The following is a 23,011-nucleotide window of genomic DNA, read 5'->3' as shown; positions in this document are numbered from 1 at the left end:
CCGTCACGTCGCCACCCACAGCACCAGCGCCGCGACCGCGCCCACGACGTAGCTGACCCGGTCGCGCAGCGCGAAGACGAGCGGGTCCTCGTTCACGAGCCCGCGGTGCGCCAGCACCCAGATGCGGCCCACCCAGTACAGCATCACCGGGCACAGCAGCCACAGCCGCTCCGGATGGGCATACAGCGCCGTCACCTCCTTGCTGGTGATGTAGAGGGCCAGCACCAGCACGGACACCTGGCCCGCCGCCGCGCCCAGGCTCGCGAGCTGCTCGTAGTCCTGCGCCAGGTAGCCGCGCCCGTGCGCGGACGTCTCGTTGGACTGGCGCAGCCGCCGCACCTCGCTCAGCCGCTTGAGCAGGGCCAGCGACAGGAAGAGGAACGTGCTGAACATGAGCAGCCAGCTGGACGTGGGCACTCCCACCGCCAGCGCGCCGCCGAAGATGCGCACGGTGTAGAGGCCCGCCAGCACCAGCACGTCCAGCATCACCACCTGCTTGAGCCGCAGCGAGTAGGCCAGCGTCAGGACGAAGTACGCGGCCAGGAGCGCGGAGAACGACAGGGGCAGCGTCGACAGCGCCAGCGCCGCGGCGCACCCCAGCAGCAGCGGCGCCAGCACCACGCCCGCGCGCACCGGCAGGGCCCCGGACGCGAAGGGCCGCTGGGACTTGGACGGGTGCCGCCGGTCCGACGCGAGGTCCAGCAGGTCGTTGATGACGTACACGCTGGAGGCGCAGAGGCTGAAGGCGATGAACGCCAGCACCGCGCGCGGGGCCATGCCGCCCTGTGTGGCCTTGTGCGCCGCCAGCAGGGGCACGAAGACGAGCGCGTTCTTCGCCCACTGGTGCACCCGCAGCGCCTTCACCCAGGGGCGCACTCCGGCCGGCGGGGGCTCGAAGACGCGGTGCACGGGGCGGCCCAGCCCCTGGGCCTGACGCAGCACCCCCGCCGTCGCGTGCACCACGATGATCTGCCGGCACTCGCGCCACAGCGGCAGGTCCACCGCGTCGTTGCCCGCGTAGTCGAAGGTGCCGAGCACCTCGCGCAGCCGCTCCAGCTTCCGAGCGCCGGACAGGTTCACCCCGGCCTCGCTGGCGACCACCGAGTGGAAGAGGCCCAGGTGGGCGGCCACCGCGTCGGCGATGCCGCGGTCCGCGGCCGTGGCCAGCACCAGCCGCCGCCCCCGCGCGTGCTCCTCGCGAAGGAAGGCCAGCACCTCCGCGTTGTAGGGCAGCGACGTGACGTCCAGCCGCGCGCGGCGGGCCACCTCCGCCTTGAAGAAGGCCTTGCCCCGGAGCACCCACAGCGGCGCCAGCAGCAGCAGCCACGGCGCGTGCTTGAGGAGCACGAGCAGGTTCTCGTGCAGCGTGTCCGTGCGCACCAGCGTGCCGTCCAGGTCGACCGCGAGCGGGACGTCGGGGACAGCGTCGGGGATGGGGGCTGGAGGCTGCATGAAGGGGGCCCGCAGGGTAGCCCAAGGGCCCGGGCCGTCCACCGTTCCGTGCCCCCTGAAGGCGGAAGCCCCCTCCAGGCGACGGTCCTCCTGGCCGCCGTCCGGACGGGAGGGCGGCCCGCCCGTGCCTCAGAGCGACTTCAGGAAGGCGAGCAGCGCGGCCCGGTCCTCCCGGGGCAGCCGCACGTATTTCCCCTGCGCGGGGGCCGCCTCGCCCCCGTGCCAGAGGACGGCCTCCTCCAGGGAGCGGGCCCGGCCGTCATGCAGGAAGCGCGTGTGCCGGTTGACGGACTCCACCAGCCCGATGCCCCACAAGGGCGGCGTGCGCCACTCGCTGCCCGTGGCGAGCCCATCCGGACGCCCGTCCGCCAGGCCCTCGCCCAGGTCGTGCAGTAGCAGGTCTGTGTAGGGGTAGATGACCTGCCGGGACACCTCGTCGAAGCCCTCCACCGGCCCCGTCTCCTGGGGCGTGTCGACGTGGCAGGCCGCGCAGCCGATGGCGCGGAACACGGCGTGGCCCCGCTGGACCTCGGGCGCCTCCCAGTCGCGCCGCTTGGGCACGGCGAGCAGGCGCATGTAGATCATCAGCAGGTCCAGGTCGTCCTGGGACACCTCCGGCTCGCCCGGTGCGTCCCGGCCCTGCTCCTGGGGGTAGAGCGTCGTCGTGACGCCCATGTCCGCGACGAGCGCGTGCGCCACCTGCTGGCGCAGCGTGGGCTGGTTGGCCTTCCACCCGAAGCGGCCCAGGCGCGTCTCCCCCGTCACCACGTCGAGCACCTGGTTCGCCCGGCCGGAGATGCCGTCGTGGTCGCGGTCCTCGGGATCCGCGCGGGCCAGGAGGTCGGCTTCCGGCAGGGCCTCCAGCAGGCCCAGGCCGAAGTTCACGGGCGACACGCGGGCGGAGACCCTGGCGCCCTCCCCCAGCGGGCCGTGCACCAGGCCCTGGAACTGATAGCGCGGACGCACGAGGGAGTACGGCTCGCCGGTGGCGAACGTGCCGCGCGTCTCCTCGAAGTCGACGCGGACGTGGCCCTCGGGCACGTGGCCCTCCACGGCGTGCAGGTCCAGCTGCATGCCGTACAGCGGGTGGGGACCGGCGCCGTCGGGCGCGCTCAGCTGGAACGCCAGCGAAACGGGCGCCTCCGTGGGGCTTGAGGGAGGTTGTCCCCGGCCGTCCTTCACGTGGCAGGTCATGCAGCCGGTGGCGCTGAAGAAGGGACCGGCGACAGCGGGGTGCTGGCGCGAATCGCTCCAGTCGCGGTCGAAGACGCCCTTGCCCGCGTAGAAGTCCGGCCAGCGCGAGCGCGGCATGTTCATGGGCGCGCGCCCGAAGGCGTTGCGGCCGGTGTCCGTCACGGTGGTGGCGCCGCCGGACTGCTCCACGTGCGGCAGGGTGACGGGGGGCAGCGCGCCCAGCACCAGCGGTTCGGGCCGGCGGACGACGGTGGCCCACGCGGCGCCGATGAGCAGCGCTCCGGCGGAGATACCAGCGAGGGACCAGGGCACGCGCATCGTCACGACTCCTCGGCGGGAAGACAAAGACAGACAGCCCACCGGGCGGGAAGCAGGAGCCCCCACCCGGTGGAGGTGAAGGCTACTTCTCCTGGCCGAAGGACTCGCCCGTGATGAGGAAGTCCGTGGCGCTGGCGTTCACGTCGATGCCGGAGAAGTGGCGGTACGGATAGGCGCCGTCGCCGATCTCCTCGATGAACTCCGCCGTGTCACCGACGACCTCCTTGCCGTCCGCGAGCTTGACGCGGAAGGTCGTGTTGGCCGCGTGCAGGCGCCAGCCGCAGGCGCCGTCCTGGCCCACGCTCCCGCCCGTCCGGGTGCGGAAGGAGAAGAAGTCCCAGTGCCAGTAGTACCAGTCGAGGAAGTCCCACCAGCTGTAGAAGATGATGATCATCGACTGCGGCTGGGCGGTCGTCCCGACGAGGTTGCCATTGTTGTAGACGTTCATCCGGAACGCGCCGGAGGGCGAACCGGTGAAGCCCGGCGCCACCTGCACCTGGCGGTCCTTGCCGGGAATCATGCGCAGGGTGCTGACGACCTGGTCGCCATCCCGCGCGGACAGGGCAATGCCGCCCGTGGCGCTGCCGACGCGCACCCGCGCGTCCTGCGACCAGGTGATGGCGTCGTTGAACGTGCTGGAGACGCCGTCCGTCTTGGCGTCCTTCAGGCCGGTGACCTGCACGCCCTTCTCGGAGGCGCTCAGGGCCGCGTTGCCCTTGGCGCAGGTGGTGATGCCGTCAAACCGCTGGACACACTCCGCCGCGGCGGAGAGCTGCTGCGCGGACTGCGAACCTTCCGGAGCCTGCGTCGGCTCACCCTGGCAACCGGCAACCAGGCTCAGGAACGCAGCCGCCAGGAGGCGACTCGTCATCTTCAGGTGCATGTGGGACCTCGACTGTGTGGGGGGCACTGTCTGCTTCGCGCACATCGGGTGGAGACGCGGTGAGTCCGGCCAGCAGCGACAGGGGGAAGCACCGGACGCGCGCTCCAGGCCGTGCCTCATGCACCTGTCACGCCATGTTCCATGGTTTCGAAGTCTTCCTCGGAAGGCCCCCTCCCGGGTGACGCGCCTGTCCTGGGGCCTGTAGCGCTGCCCGTCACAGAAGCGCCGGGGCGTGTATCTCGCGGTGTCACAGCGACTCGCCCCGTTGCTTGCGCCGCGCCCGGCCCGGGGCTAGGGAATCGCCCCTCGTATGTCGGCGCTCGCGGAACTGCTCGAAGCCATCCGGGAGGAGTCAGGCCCGGCCACGTGGTCCGCCGGACAGGCCCTGTCGCGCGCGGGGGTCGTGTCGGTGCAGTCCGTGGACGAGGAGGAGGTCGTCCTGCGGGTCCGCATCCCCGGCCGGCCCACCCCGCTCACCACCACCCTCTACCCCGAGGACGAAATCTGGGAGTGCGACTGCCGGGGGAAGGTGGACCCCTGCGAGCACGTCATCGCCGCGGCCATCGTCCTGCGTCAGGCGGAAGGAAGGAAGGCCACGGCGGCGGCGTCCCCTGCCCGCCCGGGCCCCGCCTCCACGGCCTCGCGCCCCGGCACCGCGCCGAAGCCGGAGCGGCTGGTGTACCGCTTCAAGCGCGTGGACGGCGGCCTCCAGTTGGAGCGGCTGGTGGTCCGGCCGGACAACACCGCGCGGCTGCTGGCCCGGAGCCTGGCGTCCGTCATCCAGAACCCCGTGGAGGCCGCGCGCATCCACGTGGATCCATGCGACCTGCTCGCGGACAAGCTGCTCGCGCAGCCCACCCGGGGCGCGCTCCCTCAGAGCAAGCTGGACACCCTGCTGCACGTGCTGGAGAAGGCGCGCACCGTCCTCTTCGACGGCGCGCTCGTCGCCGTCTCCAACGAGCCGCTCCTCCCCCGCGTCACCGTGGAGGACCGGGGCGAGCAGACCGTGCTCAAGGTGGAGCGGGATCCGCGCATCAACGAGCTGGTGAGCCCCGGCGTCGCGCTGTGCGCCGGAGCGCTCTGCCGGCTGGGCGAGCAGCCCCTCACGGGCGCGCGGCTGGAGAACCTGCCCCAGGAGCGCGTCTTCTCCCCGGAGCAGCTGGCGGACCTGACCAGCAAGGTGCTGCCGGACTTCGCGCGGCGCATGCCGGTGGACGTGAAGAGCCGGCGGCTGCCCCCCATCGACCGGACGCTCAAGCCGCGCATCTCGCTGGAGCTCGACAAGCTCGACACGGGGCTCTCCGTGCTGCCCACGCTGGTGTACGGCTCGCCGCCCACCGCGCGCATCGACAACGGGCGGCTGGTGTACCTCCAGGGCGCCGCGCCCGTGCGCGACGAGCCCACGGAGACGAAGCTCATCCACCAGCTGAGGGACGAGCTGAACATGGCGCCGGGCCGGCGCGTGACGGTCCACGGCAAGGAGGCCGTGCAGCTCGCGGACAAGCTGCGCAAGTGGCGCGGAGGGCTCACGGGCAACGCCGCGGGCGTGGTCAGCCCCGACGTGAAGCTCAAGCCGCTGCTCACGCTGGACACGGCCACCACCGACGCGGGCGTGCCGCGCGTGGGCTTCTCGCTCGACTTCCAGGTGGAGGGCCTGGGCCCTGGCGAGAAGCGCACCGTGGACGCGGGCGCGGTGATGCGGGCCTGGGAGGAAGGCCTGGGGCTGGTGCCGCTGGAGGGCGGAGGCTGGGCGCCCCTGCCCACGGGCTGGCTGAAGGCCCATGGCCAGCGCGTGACGGACCTGCTGGCCGCGCGCGAGCGGGACGGCCGGCTCGCGAACCACGCCATCCCCCAGCTCACCGGCCTGTGCGAAGCATTGGAGCACCCTGCCCCGCCCGTCATGGAGCGGCTCGCGCCCCTGGTGCAGGGCTTCCAGAAGCTGCCCGAGCCCCAGCTCCCGAAGGACCTCACCGCGACGCTGCGCCCGTACCAGTTGCAGGGCGTGAGCTGGCTGACCTTCCTGCGGCAGGCAGGGCTGGGAGGCGTGCTCGCGGACGACATGGGTCTGGGCAAGACGCTGCAGACCATCTGCACGCTGGGCAAAGGAACGCTGGTCGTGGCGCCCACGAGCGTGCTGCCCAACTGGGAGGCGGAGGTGAAGCGCTTCCGCCCGTCGCTGAAGGTGTCTGTCTATCACGGCGTGGGGCGCACGCTGGACGAGTCCGCGGACGTGACGCTCACCACGTACGCGCTCCTGCGCCTGGACGCGGCCCTCCTCGCGGCGAGGACGTGGGACACGGTGGTGCTGGATGAAGCCCAGGCCATCAAGAACCCGGACAGCCAGGTGGCGCGGGCGGCGTACGAGCTGGACGCGGGCTTCCGCATCGCGCTCAGCGGCACGCCCATCGAGAACCGGCTCGAGGAGCTGTGGAGCCTGATGCACTTCACCAACCGGGGCCTGCTGGGCGGACGCAAGGCGTTCGAGGAGCGCTGGGCCCGGCCGGTGTCGGAGAACCAGAAGGGCGCCGCGGGGGCCCTGCGCGCGCGCATCCGGCCCTTCGTGTTGCGCAGGCTCAAGCGCGACGTGGCGCCGGAGCTGCCCCCGCGCACGGAGGCCGTGCGGCACGTCACCCTCACCGAGCAGGAGCGCGCCGTCTACGACGCGGTCCACGCCGCGACCCGCGAGGAGGTGGTGTCGCAGCTCGAGGAGGGCGGCAGCGTGATGAAGGCGCTGGAGGCGCTGCTGCGGCTGAGGCAGGCGGCCTGCCATCCGGCGCTGGTGCCGGGGCAGCAGGCGAGGACGTCCTCGAAGGTGCAGGCGCTGGTGGAGGCGCTCGGCACGGCGGTGGCGGACGGGCACAAGGCGCTGGTGTTCTCGCAGTGGACGTCGATGCTGGACCTCATCGAGCCCGCGCTGAGCGAGGCCGACATCGGCTTCATCCGCCTGGATGGCAGCACGTCGAACCGGGGCGCGGTGGCGACGTCGTTCCAGGACGAGAAGGGAGCGCCCGTCATGCTCATCTCGCTGAAGGCAGGAGCGACGGGGCTCAACCTCACCGCCGCGGATCACGTCTTCCTGGTGGACCCGTGGTGGAACCCGTCGGTGGAGGCGCAGGCGGCGGACCGGGCGCACCGCATCGGGCAGCAGCGGCCGGTGATGGTCTACCGGATGGTGTCCCAGGGCACGGTGGAGGAGAAGATCCTCCTCCTCCAGGAGAAGAAGCGGGCCCTCTTCGAGGCCGCGCTCGGAGGCGCCACGGGGGGCACCGCGCTCACGCGCGCGGACCTCATGCAGCTCTTGGATTGACGGGCTCCGAAGCCGGCGGCGCCGAAGCAGTCGGCGCCGGCACGGGCTCCAGCAGCGCCTGCAGCACCCGCGCATCCCCGAGATAGCGGTTGTGCGTCTCGCCCGACATCCTGGCGCCCAGGGACGCCTTCTGCTGGATGGGGCGGTGGATGAGCCGCGTGTCATCCGCGCGGAAGGGCGTCTTCGTGCAGAACCAGTCCTCGTCCGAGTAGAAGTCGAGCCACTGGATGAGCTGATCATTGGCGGCGCACCGCTGGATCTCCTTGTCCAGCCAGTCCGCCCGGCGCGCGAGCAACTCCAGGGGGCCGCCCAGCGTGACGAGCCGGATGGGGGTCCCGGACCTGGAGCGGAAGTCAGCGAGCACGTCCACGGCCATCGCGGCGCCGAAGCTGTGGGCCACCACCGTCACCCGCGAATACGTCCCGCTCTCGACGACGGCCCGGAGCGTGGCGCTGACGCGGCTGCGAAGCTCCGTGCGCAGGCCGACGACGCCGTTTCCCACGAGCGCATCGGTGAGGTAGCGATGGGAGAGGTTCGCGACATCCACGGCCCGGTGGATGGGGAGCGCGCTCATGACGAGGGACAGGAGCACCCAGCCCTTCCAGCCGCCCAGGCCCGAGGCCACGGGCGCGACGACGCGGGCCAGGCCCTTGAGCATCGAGTTCGCGGCGCTCACGGTGCTGTCCGGCAGCGCCATCGCCGGGAAGGTCGGGTCCTGCTGCAGGGCGGAGAAGAACAGCAGCAGCGTGGTCAGGTACCAGTACAGCAGGAAGACGAGCCCGACGATGAGGCTGGACGTCAGGACCTTGCGCCGCAGGAAGCCCTTCCAGACGCCGGAGAAGCCCCAGTAGACCAGCAGCTCCAGTCCGCCCAGCACGCGGGCCCGGAGTCCCATGCGGGTGAGCGACGGAATCAGGTCCGCCCAGAACGCTTCATAGACATCCACCGAGCGCTTCTCGCCGTCCTCGTGACGCGTGACCTGGAACTGGAGGCCGCTGGCGCCCTGGATGGTGATGGGCCCCTGCTGCGTGACGACCACGCCTTCAGGGACCTTGAGCAGCCCTTCGGTCAGCAGGCCCCGGCCGGAGTCCCGCTGCTTGGAGTCCGAGCCATGGATGAGGACGATGGCTTCCTTGCCTGAGTGCATGTTTCCCCCGTGGAGCCTGGAGCCGCCAGGATGCCCGATTCACGAGGGAGGGGATAGGCGCCCGGGGGGACTGCGGCTGCTGGTCGTGTCACCTGGAGTGCGCATCGTCTCCGTGGACAGGCATTCCCCGTGAAGGAGTCACAGCATGCCAGCAAGCATTCCCGACAAGATGAAGGCCGCTGCGCTCGACCGCTTCGGCGGGCCAGAGGTCCTGGGCATCAAGACCGTCTCCGTGCCCACCTGCGGAGATGATGAAGTCCTCGTCCGCGTCGCGGCGGCGGGGATCGGCGCCTGGGATTGGATGGAGCGAGAGGGCCAGATGGCCGAGATGCTCCCGGGAGGCCCGAAGTTCCCCTACGTCCCCGGAGCCGACGGTGCGGGAGAAGTCGTCGCCGTGGGCAAGGGCGTGAAGGACCTCCAGGTGGGCGACCAGGTCTACGGCTCCGCGTTCCTGAGCACCAAGGGAGGGTTCTACGCGGAATACGTCGCCGTGAAGGGAGACCAGGCTGCGCGGATTCCCAAGGGGCTGAAGGTGGAGCAGGCGGCGGCGCTCGCCGCGGATGGAATCACCGCGTTGCGGGGACTGGAGGACCATCTCCAGCTCAAGTCAGGGCAACGCCTGCTCATCTTCGGCGCCAACGGAGGCATTGGCCACATGGCATTGCAGTTCGCGAAGAGGATGGGCGCGAAGGTGCTGGCGGTGGCGTCGGGCGAGGACGGGGTGGATCTGGCCCGGAGGCTGGGAGCGGACGCGGTCGTGGATGGCCGCAAGGGAGACGTGGACAAGGTCTGCGATGAGTTCGCGAAGGAAGGCTTCGACGCGGCGCTGGTCCTGGCGAGTGGCGACGCCGCGGAGAAGGCGCTCCAGCACGTGCGAAAGGGAGGGCGCGTCGCCTGGCCGAACGGAGTGGAGCCCGCGCCCAAGGTCCCCGAAGGCATCCAGGGCATCCCCTACGACGGCATCCCCGGCGCGGACGTCCTGAAACGCATGAACGCGCTGATTGAAGCCGGGCCCTTCCACCTGGAGATCGGCCGCAGCTACGCCCTGGAGGAAGCCGCGAAGGCGCAGCAGGAGGTGCTCAAGCACCACCTGGGCAAGTACACGCTCCGGATCCAGTGACCCTCAGTGCGGGCCCGTGTCCTCCGTGGGGGTGCTGAGCATCCGCACCGCCACGGAGCGGCATTCAGAACAGACGACCCCGCTGCGCTCCCAGTGCACCTGAGCCTCCAGCTCACCGGGGTCCGCGGAACCCTCATCCAACCGCCGGACCAACGCCGCGAGCGCCTCCGCGGGATCGCCAGACAAGTCATCCGAGGGGTCGAGGATGTCCTGCTCCCCTTCCAACACCAGGCTGAAGCGATAGTAGACGGCATGGGCCGCGATGACGCGCCCGCACGTCGCACAGGTCTTCGCTCGCGGTCCGGTCATGGTGACCAGGATAGCGGCGAAGAACCCGGGCCGCCTGAACGAAAGACAAACTCCAAAGCCCAACCGTAGAGCGCCAAAACGAGTGGAATCCACCAACGTCCATTGGAGGTTGGAGGAAGGACACGACTTGCCTAAGGTCCGGATTGACAGCAACAGCTGAACTCCAAGGTGCTTGGCCAAATCGGTCCGGGCCACGCATGAGGAAGCCTGAGAATGAAGCCCTCCGTTGCTGCCGCTGGCATCTCGACACTGTCCACCCTGCTCGAGGAACGCACGGAACAGGGCCCCACCACGCCCCTGTTCACCTTTGTCGGGGACGAGGACGGCGAGCAGGAGTCGATGGACAGGGCCACGCTCCTGCGGCGGGCACGGGCCATCGGCGCGGACCTCCAGCAGCACGCAAGGCCCGGCGCGCGAGTGGTGCTCATCTACCCTCCAGGACTGGAGTACGTCACCGGCTTCTTCGGCTGCCTCGCGGCGGGCATGGTGGCGGTGCCTGCATATCCACCGGATCCGCTCCGGCTCGAGCGCACGCTGCCGCGACTGCAAGCCATTATTCAGGATGCCCAGGCCACGGTGGTGCTCACCACCGCATTCATCGCCTCCATGGCGGAGGCCCTCTGCGAGTTGGCGCCGGAGCTGAGGGCGCTGCGCTGGGTCGCCACCGACGCGCTACCGGAGGGAGCGGAGGCGGGCTGGCGAAGGCCGCCGCCGCGGGCGGCCTCGCTGGCCTTCCTGCAGTACACCTCCGGCTCCACCGGGACGCCCAAGGGGGTGGAGCTCACACACGCCAACCTCCTCCACAACCTCGGCCTCATCCACGGCGCGTTCCGCATGCGCGCGGACAGCGCGGGCGTCATCTGGCTGCCGCCCTACCATGACATGGGGCTCATCGGCGGCATCCTCGGCACGCTGTACGGAGGCTTCGCCACCACCCTCCTGTCGCCGCTGACCTTCCTGCGGCGGCCGATGCGCTGGCTGGAGGTGCTCTCCGCCACCCATGGCACCATCAGCGGCGGGCCCAACTTCGCCTTCGACCTGTGCGTGCGAAAGACGACCGAGGCCGAGCGCGCCTCCCTGGACCTGAGCCACTGGGAGGTGGCCTTCTGCGGCGCCGAGCCCATCCGCCCGGAGACCCTGGAGCGCTTCGCCCGGGCCTTCGCCCCCAGCGGCTTCCGCCGCGAGGCCTTCTACCCCTGCTATGGCCTGGCCGAGGCCACCCTCATCGTCTCTGGCGGTGAGGTGGGCGCGCTCCCCGTGCGGCAGTCCCTGGACACGCGCAGGCTGCGCGAGGGCCGTGCCGAGCCGGCCGGGCCCGGGCAACCGCACAGCCAGACCCTGGTGGGCTGCGGGCACTCGCTCCAGGACCAGGAAGTGCGCGTGGTGCACCCGGAGACGCTCGTGCCCTGCGCTTCCGGCGAAGTGGGCGAGGTGTGGGTGAAGGGCCCGAGCGTGGCCCAGGGCTATTGGGGCCGTCCCGAAGACACCGCGCGCGACTTCCAGGCGCGCACCTCCGACGGCGCCGGGCCGTTCCTGCGCACCGGGGACCAGGGCTTCCTCCAGGGCCAGGAGCTCTTCATCACCGGCCGCATCAAGGACCTCATCATCGTCCGCGGTCGCAACCACCACCCCCAGGACATCGAGCTGACGGCGGAGCAGGCTCACGCCGCGCTGAGGCCGGGGTGTGGTGTGGCCTTCTCGGTGGAGGTGGAGACAGAAGAGCGGCTCGTGCTGGTGTGCGAGGTGGACACGCGCCGGCAGCCCGTGGCGGTCGAGGAGGTCGCGCGCGCCCTCAGCCAGCAGGTGGCCACGGTGCATGAGCTGCGGCTGCACGCGCTCACCCTCATCGCTCCTGGCAGCCTGCCCAAGACCTCCAGCGGCAAGCTCCAGCGCCGGGCGTGCCGCGCGGCCTTCCTCTCGGGAGAGCTGCAGGAGGTGGCCTCCTGGCGCGAGCAGCAGGCCGACGTGCCCGAGGTGGCGCCCGCCACCCGCACGCGCGACGCCGCCGGGCCCGAGGCGCTACCGGCGACGCCAGAGGCCCTGGAGGAGTGGCTGCGGCTCCGGCTGGCCCGCCGGCTGAATGTGGCCCCACCGGCGGTGGCGCGGGATGAGCCGCTCACCCGCTACGGCCTGGATTCGCTGGCGGCGGTGGAGCTGACGTACGAGGTGGAGCAGGGCCTCGGCGTGGCGCTGCCCCTGCATGTCGTGCTGGGCGGGTCCACGCTGGCCGAGCTGGCGGGGCGGCTCGCCGGCGCGCGCCGGGACTCCACCGGCGCCCTGCCTCGTGCCTCCCGCGAGCAGTCCCTGCCCCTGTCCTTCGCCCAGCAGCGGCTGTGGTTCCTCGACGAGCTGGAGCCGGGCGGCGCGCTCTACAACATCCCCGCGGCGGTGCGGCTGCGCGGCGTGCTGGATACCTCCGCCCTGGAGCGCACCTTCGCCGAGCTGGTCCGCCGCCACGAGTCGCTTCGCACCACCCTCCACTCCGAGCACGGACTCGCCTCCCAGCGCATCCACCCCGAAGCCCACGTGGCGCTGGCCCGGGTGGACCTGGGCGCGCTTGCCCCCCAAGAGCGTGAGGCCGAGGTGCTGCGCCGGGCCTACGAGGAGGCCCTGCGCCCCTTCGAGCTGACGCGCGGCCCGCTGCTGCGCACCACCCTGCTGCGCCTGTCCGACACCGAGCACGTGCTGGTGCTGTGCATGCACCACATCGTCTCCGACGGCGGGTCCATGGGCGTGCTGGTGCGCGAGGTGGCCTCCCTCTATGCGGCCTTCCGCCAGGGCCTGCCCTCACCCCTTCCCCCGTTGCCCGTCCAGTACGCCGACTACGCCCTCTGGCAGCGCCAGTGGCTGCAGGGTGAGGAGCTGGAGCGACAGCTGTCCTGGTGGAGGAAGCAGCTGGCCGGCGCTCCCGCTCACCTGGACCTGCCCACCGACAAGCCGCGGCCGCCGGTGCGGGACCACCGCGGCGCCAGCGTCCCGGTGCGAGTGCCCGCCGCGACGTGGGAGGCGCTCAAGGCCCTGGCCTGGCAGGAGGGCGTCACCCCCTTCATGCTCCTGCTGGCCGCCTTCCAGGTGCTGCTGCACCGTCACTCAGGGGAGGAGGACCTCAGCGTCGGCGCCCCCATCGCGGGCCGCTCCCGCCCCGAGACGCAGGGCCTCATCGGCTTCTTCGTCAACACGCTCGTGCTGCGAACGCGACTGGAGGGCAACCCCTCCTTCCGCGAGCTGCTGCAGCGGGTGCGAGAGACCACACTGGGCGCGTTCGCCCACCAGGATGTGCCCTTCGAGAAGCTGGTGGAGCAGCTTCGGCCCGCGCGCGACCTGGGCCGCGGCCCCCTCTTCCAGGTCATGCTCGTGCTCCAGCCGGACCCCCTGCCGGCCCTCTCCCTCCCCGGGCTGACGCTGGACCCCGTGGAGCTGGAGAGCCGCACCGCGCAGTTCGACCTCAAGCTCTCCCTCGCCGAATCCGCGCGGGGACTGACGGGCTCACTGGAGTACGCCACCGACCTCTTCGAGCCCGCCACCGTGGCGCGCCTCGTGGGCCACCTGCGGCTGCTGCTGGAGGGCGTCCTCGCCCGGCCCGAGCAGCGCATCGCCGAGCTGCCCCTGCTCACCGAGGCCGAGCGCCACCAGGTGCTGGTGGCATGGAACGACACCCGCGCGTCCCTGGCCACCGACACCTGCATCCACCACCTCTTCGAGGCCCAGGTGGCGCGCACACCGGAAGCACCGGCCCTGGGCTTCGAGGGCGCATGGCTCTCCTACCGCGAGCTGGAGGAGCGCTCCAATCAACTGGCCTGGCACCTGCGCTCGTTCGGCGTCGGCCCCGAGGTGCGCGTCGGGCTGTGCGCGGAGCGCTCCCTCGAGTTGGTGGTGGGCCTCCTCGCCATCCTCAAGGCCGGCGGCGCCTACGTCCCCCTCGACCCCGCCTACCCCCGCCAGCGCCTGGAGTGGATGCTGGAGGATGCGCGTCCCGCGGTGCTGCTGGCGCAGCCCGCATTGATGGCCCACCTGCCGGAGGCGCCGGGGTCCTCCGTGGTGTCCCTGGCCCTCGGGGACGCGTCGCTGCGCGCCCTGCCCACGCACCCGCCCTCAGCCCTGGCCGCTCCCGACAACCTCGCCTACGTCATCTTCACCTCGGGCTCCACCGGCCGCCCCAAGGGCGCCATGAATGCCCACCGCGCCGTCTGCAACCGCCTGCTCTGGTTGCAGCAAGTCGATGGGCTGGGCCCCGACGACGTCGTGCTGCAGAAGACGCCCTACAGCTTCGACATCTCCGTCTGGGAGTTCTTCTGGCCGCTCATCGTGGGCGCGCGCCTCGTGATGGCCCGCCCCGGTGGCCACCAGGAGCCCGACTACCTGCTGCGCCTCATCCATGAGCAGCACATCACCACCACGCACTTCGTGCCCTCCATGCTCCATCCCTTCCTGGAGCAGCCCGGCCTGGAGCGCTGCTCCAGCCTGCGGCGGGTGGTGTCCGGCGGTGAGGCAATCTCCCCTGAGCTCGCCTGGCGTTGCCTGCGGCGGCTGCCCTCCGCCCAGCTGTACAACCTCTACGGCCCCACCGAGACCGCCATCGAGGTCACCGCCTTCCACTGCCAGCCCCAGCACGGCCGCCGCTCCATCCCCATTGGCCGCCCCATCTCCAATGCCCTCATGCGCATCCTCGACGCGCACCTGCGGCCGGTGCCCGCGGGCGTGCCCGGAGAGCTCTTCATCGGCGGCATCCCGGTGGGCCGCGGCTACATCTCCCGCCCGGAGCTCACCGCCGAGCGCTTCGTGCCGGACCCGTTCTCCTCCGAGCCGGGTGCCCGCCTCTACCGCACTGGAGACAAGGCGCGCTGGCTGGCCGATGGCGACATCGAGTACCTGGGCCGGCTCGACTTCCAGGTGAAGGTGCGCGGGCTGCGCATCGAGCTGGGGGAGCTCGAAGCGGCCCTGGAGCAGCACCCCCAGGTGCGCCAGGCCGTGGTGGTGGTGCATGAGGGCGCCTCGGGCGACAAGCGGCTGTTGGCCTACGGGGTGCCGCCCTCGGGTGGACAGCCACCCTCCTCCCCCGAGGTGCGTGAGTTCCTCAAGACGAAGCTGCCCGAGTCCATGCTCCCCTCGGCCTTCGTGCCCCTGGAGGCCCTCCCGCTGACGGCCAGCGGCAAGGTGAACAGGAAGGCGCTGCCCGCCCCGGACCTGTCCCGCTCCGAGCCGCGCTCCGCCTACGTCGCGCCCCGCGACGACGTGGAGCAGCGCCTGTGTGACAGCTGGGCCCAGGTGCTCGGGCTGAAGCAGGTGGGCATCCACGACAACTTCTTCGAGCTGGGTGGCGACTCCATCATCAGCCTCCAGGTCGTCGCGCGTGCGCGCCAGGCCGGCCTCGCCCTCTCCACCCGCCAGCTCTTCCAGCATCAGACGGTGGCGCAGCTCGCCCGGGTGGTGGAGTCCGCATCCCAGGCGCTCGGCGAGCAGGGCCCCGTCACCGGCCTGGTGCCACTCACCCCCGTCCAGCGCCAGTTGCTGGCGCACGACGCGGCCCACGTCCACCACTTCAACCAGGCCGTGCTCCTGGCCTCGCGTGAGCCGCTGGAGGCCGCGCTCCTGGAGAGGGCGCTCGCGCGCGTGGTGGCCCACCACGACGCCTTGCGCCTGCGCTTGCGCCGGCACGAGGGCGAGTGGATGCAGGACAACGCCAGCCCCGACGAGGCGTCCGTCCACCTGCTCCAGGTGGACCTCTCCTCCACACCCGCTTCCGAGCAGCCCGCCGCGCTCGAGGCCGAGGCCTCGCGCCTGCAGGCCCGCTTCGTCCTGGCGCAGCCGCCCCTGCTGCGCGCCGCCCTCTTCCTGCTCGGCAACGGCCAGCAGCGCCTGCTGCTCGTCGCGCATCACCTGGTGGTGGATGCTGTCTCCTGGCGCGTGATCCTCGAGGATCTCGAGTCCGCCTATCTCCAGGCGGTGCTCCCCCCCAAGAGCACCTCGTTCCAGTCCTGGGCTCGCCGCATGGAGGCCCATGCCCACTCCAAGGCCCTGCTGGCCGAGGCGCCGCTCTGGTTGGACGCGGCCCGCGCACAGGTGGCCCCGCTCCCCACCGACGCCTCCGGCCCCAACACCCACGCCTCCGAGCGCTCCGTCTCCGTCCGCCTGGATGCCGAGGAGACGAAGCTGCTGCTCCAGGAGGTGCCCGCCGCCTGGCGAGCCCACATCAACGACCTGCTGCTCTCCGCCCTGGCCCGCGCCCTGGGCGAGTGGACCGGCCAGTCCCACATCCTCGTCCACCTCGAGGGCCATGGCCGCGAGGAGCTCTTCGACGACGTGGACCTCTCACGGACCGTGGGCTGGTTCACCTCCTTCGTCCCCGTGCTGCTGCCCGTCCGCGCGAGCGGCTCTGTCGGTGAGGACCTGCGCGGCGTGCGCGACGGACTGCGCCGCCTGCCCCACCACGGCCTGGGCTTCGGTCTGCTGAAGTGGCTGGGGCCAACGGACATCGCCCAACGGCTCCGGGCGCTCCCCGCGCCGCAGGTTGCCTTCAACTACCTCGGCCAGCTCGATGGCACGGTCGCCGCCAGCCGTCTGTTCTCCATGAGCCCCGAGCCCACGGGACCTTCCGCCGCGCCTTCGGACTCACGCCCGCATGCACTGGAGATCAACGGCTCCGTGCTCGACGGGCAGCTCCAGTTCTCCTTCGGCTACAGCACCCACCTGCACCACGCGGCCACCATCGAGTCGCTGGCGCGGCGCTTCGTCCACCACCTGCGCGCCCTCATCTCCCTGCGCGCCTCCGAGGACGCCCGCCGCTTCTCCCCGGGCGACTTCCCCCTCGCGGGCCTCTCCCAGCAATCGCTCGAGTCGCTGCTGCGGCAGACCGGGCCCGACCTCGAGGACCTCTACCCGCTCTCCCCCACCCAGCAGGGCATGCTCTTCCACGCCCGGCTCGCGCCCCGCGGAGGCCACTACTTCGAGCAGCTCACCTGGGCCATCCGCCCACTGGATGTCGCGGCGCTGAGGCAGGCCTGGGAAGCCGTGGTGGCACACGAGGCCGTGTTGCGCACCCGCTTCGTGTGGGAGGGGTTGGAGCAGCCGCTGCAGGGGGTGTCCCCGAAGGTGGAGCTGCCCTGGCGGGAGCTGGACTGGCGGCAGGTGCCAGCCTCGGAGCAGCCGGCCCGGTGGGAGTCCTTCCTCCGCGAGGACCGGGAGCGTGGCTTCGACCTGGGACGGGCTCCGCTCGCGCGGCTGACCGTCATCCGGATGGCAGAGGAGGACTGGCACTGCGTCTGGAGCTTCCACCACCTGCTGCTGGACGGCTGGAGCGTGGGCGTCGTGCTGCGGCGGCTCCTCGGTTCCTACGAGGCCGCGGCGCGAGGACAGGCGCTCCGGCTGGAACCCGCGCCGGCCTTCCGCGACTACATCGCCTGGCTGGGGCAGCAGGACACGGCGAGCTCCGAGCCGTGGTGGCGCAAGGCGCTGGCGGGCTTCACCGCGCCGACGCCGCTGCCAGGGGCGAAGCCGGTCCCAGCGGGCGCGGCGGTCGCGGAGGGAGGAGAGCGGGTGCTGAAGCTGCCCGCGAACGTCACGGCGTCGCTGCAGGCCTTCGCGCGGCGGCACGAGCTGACGGTGAGCACGCTGGCGCAGGCCGCGTGGGCGCTGGTGCTCTCCCGCTACAGCGGCGAGGAGGACGTGCTCTTCGGCGTCACCGTCTCCGGCCGTCCGCCGGAACTGCCCGGTATCGAGGAGAGGGTGGGTCTGTTCATCAACTCGCTGCCCGCGCGCGTCCAGGTGGAGCCGGGGACGGAGGTGGTGCCCTGGCTCCAGCAACTCCAGGCCCGGCAGGTGGAGCTGCGGCAGCACGAGCACTGCCCGCTGGTGCAGGTGCAGTCGTGGAGCGACGTGCCACGCGGGACGCCGCTCTTCGAGTCGCTCTTCGTCTTCGAGAACTACCCGCTGGACGCGGCCCTGACGGAGCGCGCGTCCGGGGTGGCCATCACGGACGTGCGCATGCGGGAGCGCACCCACTATCCGCTCGTGCTCGCGGTGGTCCCGGGCGCGGAGCTCCGCCTCCAGCTGGCCTTCGACACCGCCCGTCATGACGAGGCGACGGCCGCGCGGCTGCTGGAGCACGTGCGTCTGGCGCTCGAGGGGCTTGCGTCGGGTGAGGCGCGCCGGTTGCGCGACCTCTCCTTCCTCCAGGAGCAGGAGCGCCAGCAGGTGCTGGTGGCGTGGAACGACACGCGCGCGCAGTACCCGCGCGACACGCCGCTCCCCCGCCTCTTCTCCCGTCAGGCCGAGCGCACTCCCGACGCGGTCGCCCTCGTCTTCGCCGACGAGCACCTGACGTACCGCCAGCTCGACTCCCTCTCCAACCAGCTCGCGGGCCACCTGCGCTCCCTCGGCGTCCGCCACGGTTCGCGCGTCGCCCTCTGCCTGGAGCGCTCCTTCGAGTTGGTCGTGGGCCTCCTCGCCATCCTCAAGGCCGGGGGCGCCTACGTCCCGCTCGACGCCTCCCACCCCCGTGAGCGTCTGGCGTTGATGCTCCAGGACGTCGGCGCCCACCTGCTGCTCACCCAGCCTCGCTTCGCCGACGCACTCTCGCCCCTCTTCCCCTCCTCCTTCGTCTTCGGTCCCGACTGGCGCGCGCGGCTCGCCGTCCAGCCGGACTCTTCCCTCGACGTGCCCGGTCTGGGCGGCGACAGCCTCGCCTACGTGACGTTCACCTCCGGCTCCACCGGCCGCCCCAAGGGCGTCTGCATTCCTCACCGCGCCGTTGCGCGGCTGGTGCTGGGCGCTTCCTACATGTGCTTCGGGCCCCAGGAGGTCTTCCTCCAGCTCGCACCCGTCGCCTTCGATGCCTCCACCCTGGAGCTCTGGGGCTCGCTGCTGCACGGCGCTCGCCTCGTGCTGCCGCCTCCCCACGCCCTGTCACTGGAGGAGGTCGCGGGCCTGTTGCGGCGCCACGGCGTCTCGGCGCTCTTCCTCACGACGGCCCTCTTCGCCCAGATGGTGCAGCACCACGGCGAAGCACTGGGGGGCGTGCCGCAGGTGCTGGCGGGTGGCGAGGCCATGCCCATGGCCCGTGCTCGCGAGCACCTGCTGCGCATGCGCCCGGGCACGCGCTTCTTCCACGTCTACGGCCCCACGGAGAACACGACGTTCTCCACGTCCCAGCCCCTGGCGCCCGCGACCCCTGTCGGCGCTTCGCTCCCCATTGGCGGCCCCATCTCCAACTCCACGGCCTACGTGCTGGACGAGTCCCTGCACCCGGTACCCGTGGGCATGCCCGGCGAGCTGTACGTTGGCGGCGAGGGCCTGGCCTGGGGCTACCTCCACCGCGCGGACCTCACCGCGGAGCGCTTCCTCCCCGACCCCTTCGGCACGGAGCCCGGAGCGCGCCTCTACCGCACGGGTGACAAGGTGCGCTGGCTGGCGGACGGGACCCTGGACTTCCTGGGCCGCACCGACTTCCAGGTGAAGCTGCGCGGCTTCCGCATCGAGCCGGGCGAAGTCGAGGCCGCGCTCCGCCAGTTGCCCGGAGTGCGCGACGCCCTCGTCCAGGTCCGCGAGGACGTGCCCGGAGACAAGCGCCTCGTCGCCTACGTCGTGCCGGGCACTCCTGCCGCGCTCACCGCGGCCGAGCTCCGTGCCGCCCTGCTCGAGCACCTGCCCGAGTACATGGTGCCCGCGGCCTTCGTGCGTCTCGAGTCCCTGCCCCTCAACGCCAACGGCAAGGTGGACCGCGAGGCCCTGCCCGCGCCCGACGCGTCCGCCGTGGCCCGCGCCCCCTCGCGCCCGCCTTCCACGGACACCGAGCACCGGCTCGCCGCGCTCTGGGCCGACGTCCTCAAGCTCGACACCTTCGGCGCGGAGGACGACTTCTTCGCCCTGGGGGGACACTCGCTGCTCGCGACCCAGGTCGTCTCCCGGGTCCGCGCGACGTTCGGCGTGGAGCTGCCGCTGGCGGAGCTCTTCGCCGCACCGACCGTCGCCGCGCTCGCGGAGCGTGTGGAGGCCCTGCGTCAGCGCGGAGCACCTTCCGCGCCGCCACTGGTGCCGGTGCCGCGCACCTGGCCGCTGCCGTTGTCCTTCGCCCAGCAGCGCCTGTGGTTCCTTGATCAGCTCCAGCCCGGGAGCGCTTTCTACAACGTGCCCGGAGTGGTGTGGCTGGAGGGCGAGCTGGACCTCCGTGCCTTCGAGCAGGGGCTCACCGCGCTGGTGGAGCGCCATGAGGTGTTGCGCACCACCTTCCCGCGCAACGGCGATGTGCCCGTCCAGGTCATCCATCCCACGGTGCCGCTGCCCCTGCCCCTCATCGACCTGACGCACCTCGGTCCCGAGGAGCGCGAGCGCGAGGCCCGGCGTCTGGCCCTCGATGAGGCTCAGCGCCCGTTCGATTTGACGAGCGGGCCCGTGGTGCGAGTCCGCCTGCTGCGGCTGGAGCACACACGGCATGCCCTGCTGGTCACGCTGCACCACATCGTCTCGGACGGCTGGTCCGTGGGCGTGATGGTGCGAGAGCTGGCGGCGCTCTACCGGGCCTTCATCTCCGGCCAGTCGGCCCCGCTTCCCCCGCTGCCCGTGCAGTACGCGGACTTCGCCGCCTGGCAACGCCAATGGCTCCAGGGCGAGGTCCTCCAGTCCCAGCTCGACTTCTGGCGCAAGCAGCTCGCCGACATGCCCGCCGCGCTGGAGCTGCCCACCGACAGGCCTCGTCCGGCCATCCAGTCCTTCCAAGGCAGCTCGCTCCCCGTCAGCCTGCCCCGGCCCCTCTCCGACTCCGTGCAGGCCCTGGCCTGGCAGGAGGGCGCCACGCCCTTCATGGTGCTGCTGGCTTCCTTCCAGCTCCTGCTCTCCCGCTACTCCGGACAGGACGACATCGTCGTTGGCTCCCCCATCGCCAACCGCAACCGCGCCGAGACGGAGGGCCTCATCGGCTTCTTCGTCAACTCGCTCGTCCTGCGTGCCCGCATCGACGCTCGCGCGTCCTTCCGCGCCCTGCTGCGTCAGGTGAAGCAGTCCACCCTGGCCGCCTACGAGCACCAGGACGTCCCCTTCGAGAAGCTCGTCGAACAGCTCCAGCCAAGGCGTGACCCGAGCCGCTCGCCGCTCTTCCAGGTCATCTTCGCGCTGCAGAACACGCCCACGGGCGCGATGGAGCTGTCAGGCCTGCGGCTGCGCCTCCAGGAGCTCGAAGCCACGACCGCGAAGTTCGACCTCGACTACAGCCTGACGGAGACGGCCGAGGGGCTCACCGGCACCCTCGGCTACAGCACCGACCTCTTCGACGCGGCCACCATCTCCCGGATGATGGAGCACCACCGCGTGCTCATCGAGTCGCTGTGCGCCGAGCCCGACGCGCCCCTCGACACCCTCTCACACCTGACGCCCGTGGAGCGCCAGCAGGTGCTGGTGGCGTGGAACGACACGCGCGCGCAGTACCCGCGCGACACGCCGCTGCACGTCCTCTTTTCTCGTCAGGCCGAGCGCACTCCCGACGCGGTCGCCCTCGTCCTCGGCGACGAGCACCTGACGTACCGCCAGCTCGACTCCCTCTCCAACCAGCTCGCGGGCCACCTGCGCTCCCTCGGCGTCCGCCACGGCTCGCGCGTCGCCCTCTGCCTGGAGCGCTCCTTCGAGCTCATCGTCTCCCTCCTCGCCATCCTCAAGGCGGGGGGTGCCTACGTCCCGCTCGACGCCTCCGACCCCCGCGAGCGTCTGGCCTTGATGCTCCAGGACGTCGGCGCCCACCTGCTGCTCACCCAGCCTTCCTTCGCCGACGCACTCTCGCCCCTCTTTCCTTCCTCGTTCGTCTTCGGCCCTGACTGGCGCGCGCGGCTCGCCGTCCAGCCGGACTCTTCCCTCGACGTGCCCGGTCTGGGCGGCGACAGCCTCGCCTACGTGATGTTCACCTCCGGCACCACCGGGCGTCCGAAGGCCGTTGCCATCGAGCACCGCTCCGTCCTGCGCCTCTTCCACGGCATCCACTACGCCCACCTCGGCCCCGAGGAGACCTTCCTCCTCATTGCCCCCATCTCCTTCGACGCCTCCACGCTCGAGGTCTGGGGTCCGCTGCTCTTCGGGGGCAGGCTCGTCGTCTTCCCGCCCCAGTCCCCGGGCGACCTGAAGCTGCTCGCCCACGTGCTGCGCCACCACGGCGTCACCACCCTGCACCTCACCGCGGGCCTCTTCGCGCAGATGGTGGACCTGGAGTTCGACAGCCTGCGGGGCCTGCGGCAGCTGCTCACCGGCGGCGACGTCGTCTCCGCCCCTCACGTCCGCCGCGCCATCCAGGAGCTGGGCATTCCCGTCACCGCCTGCTACGGCCCGACGGAGAGCACGCTCTTCACCTCCTGCCACCGCATGACGCGGCCGGAGCAGGTGGGCACCTCGGTGCCCATCGGCCACCCCATCGCCAACACCCGGGTGTACCTGCTCGACACGCGGCTGCGGCCGGTACCCGTGGGCGTGCCGGGGGAGCTCTTCATCGGCGGCGACGGCCTGGCGCGCGGCTACCTTTCGCGCCCGGAGCTGACCGCGGAGCGCTTCATCCCCGACCCCCTCTCCTCGCGGCCCGGAGAGCGCCTCTACCGCACGGGAGACCTGGCGCGCTGGCGGCCGGACGGGGTGCTCGAGTTCCTCGGCCGTATCGACAACCAGGTCAAGGTGCGCGGCTTCCGCATCGAGCTGGCCGAGGTGGAGGCCGCGCTGCGCGCCCACCCGGCGCTCCGCGAGGCGGTGGCCGTGGTGCGCGAGGACGCTCCGGGCGACAAGCGGCTGGTGGCCTACGGCGTGCCCTCCCCGGACCAGCCAGCCCCGGACGCGGATGCGCTGCGCGCCTTCCTCGCGCAGCGGCTGCCCGGCTTCATGGTGCCCTCGGCCTTCGTGGCGCTGGAGGCCCTGCCGCTCACCCCGAACGGCAAGGTGGACCGGAAGGCCTTGCCGGTGCCGCAGGCCCTTCGCAGCGAGGAAGGCTTTGTCGCCCCCCGGACGCCCCTGGAGCAGGAGCTCGCCGCGATCTGGGCGGAGGTCCTCGGCCTGGACAAGGTCGGCATCCACGACAACTTCTTCAGCCTTGGCGGCCACTCGCTGCTGGCGACGCAGGCCATCTCCAGGCTGCGCGCGCGCTTCGGGGAGGAGCTGCCCCTGCAGGCGCTGTTCGAGGACCCGACCGTGGCGAAGATGGGCCAGCGGCTTGAACAGCGGTCAGCCCCCAAGCCGCAACCCGATGAGCCGGCGCGGACGGAACAGGAGTGGGTCGAGGAGCTGCTCTAGCCCCCTTCCCGCCCCGCGCGCCCATCACCTCCT

The 23,011-nt window shown here is 71.7% G+C and carries 8 protein-coding genes; 3 read left to right on the top strand and 5 right to left on the bottom strand.

Annotated elements, in window-relative coordinates; all coding sequences use genetic code 11:
* Positions 1–3 precede the first annotated feature (3 nt).
* The 3 genes from AABA78_RS21355 to AABA78_RS21345 all read right to left on the bottom strand — a co-directional run bounded on the left by AABA78_RS21355 (position 4) and on the right by AABA78_RS21345 (position 3,847).
* Positions 4–1,452 carry a UbiA family prenyltransferase gene (locus AABA78_RS21355; RefSeq protein ID WP_338265111.1) on the bottom strand — a complete coding sequence of 483 codons (1,449 nt, stop codon included), beginning with the start codon at positions 1,450–1,452 and terminating at the stop codon, positions 4–6.
* Between the two features lie 129 nt (positions 1,453–1,581).
* Complete coding sequence (locus tag AABA78_RS21350; protein WP_338265110.1) at positions 1,582–2,964, bottom strand: di-heme oxidoreductase family protein; 1,383 nt, start codon at positions 2,962–2,964, stop codon at positions 1,582–1,584.
* Between the two features lie 82 nt (positions 2,965–3,046).
* Positions 3,047–3,847, bottom strand: coding sequence for a hypothetical protein (locus AABA78_RS21345; protein ID WP_338265108.1), 801 nt, complete (start codon positions 3,845–3,847; stop codon positions 3,047–3,049).
* Positions 3,848–4,157: 310 nt separating this feature from the next.
* On the opposite strand from AABA78_RS21345, the gene AABA78_RS21340 reads away from it, so the two are divergent.
* Positions 4,158–7,154: a DEAD/DEAH box helicase gene (locus AABA78_RS21340; protein ID WP_338265106.1), complete on the top strand. Its 2,997-nt coding sequence runs from the start codon at positions 4,158–4,160 to the stop codon at positions 7,152–7,154.
* Here AABA78_RS21340 and AABA78_RS21335 read toward each other — a convergent pair.
* On the bottom strand, positions 7,135–8,301 hold the full coding sequence (locus AABA78_RS21335) for a lipase family protein (RefSeq protein WP_338265104.1): 1,167 nt from the start codon (positions 8,299–8,301) through the stop codon (positions 7,135–7,137). The genes AABA78_RS21340 and AABA78_RS21335 overlap by 20 nt on opposite strands.
* A 145-nt stretch (positions 8,302–8,446) precedes the next feature.
* On the opposite strand from AABA78_RS21335, the gene AABA78_RS21330 reads away from it, so the two are divergent.
* Positions 8,447–9,421, top strand: a complete 975-nt coding sequence (locus AABA78_RS21330) for an NADP-dependent oxidoreductase (RefSeq protein ID WP_338265103.1) — start codon at positions 8,447–8,449, stop codon at positions 9,419–9,421.
* Positions 9,422–9,424: 3 nt separating this feature from the next.
* Here AABA78_RS21330 and AABA78_RS21325 read toward each other — a convergent pair whose 3' ends face one another.
* The gene (locus tag AABA78_RS21325) at positions 9,425–9,730 is read right to left on the bottom strand and encodes a hypothetical protein (protein WP_338265100.1); all 306 of its coding nucleotides are present in this window, start codon (positions 9,728–9,730) and stop codon (positions 9,425–9,427) included.
* Positions 9,731–9,943: 213 nt separating this feature from the next.
* Here AABA78_RS21325 and AABA78_RS21320 point away from each other — a divergent pair, with 213 nt between their 5' ends.
* Positions 9,944–22,978 carry a non-ribosomal peptide synthase/polyketide synthase gene (locus AABA78_RS21320; RefSeq protein ID WP_338265098.1) on the top strand — a complete coding sequence of 4,345 codons (13,035 nt, stop codon included), beginning with the start codon at positions 9,944–9,946 and terminating at the stop codon, positions 22,976–22,978.
* Positions 22,979–23,011 lie beyond the last annotated feature (33 nt).

This window comes from Corallococcus caeni, from assembly GCF_036245865.1.
GTDB lineage: Bacteria > Myxococcota > Myxococcia > Myxococcales > Myxococcaceae > Corallococcus > Corallococcus caeni.
Note: the sequence above shows the minus strand (reverse complement) of the source record. Positions and strands in the feature narration are given on the sequence as shown.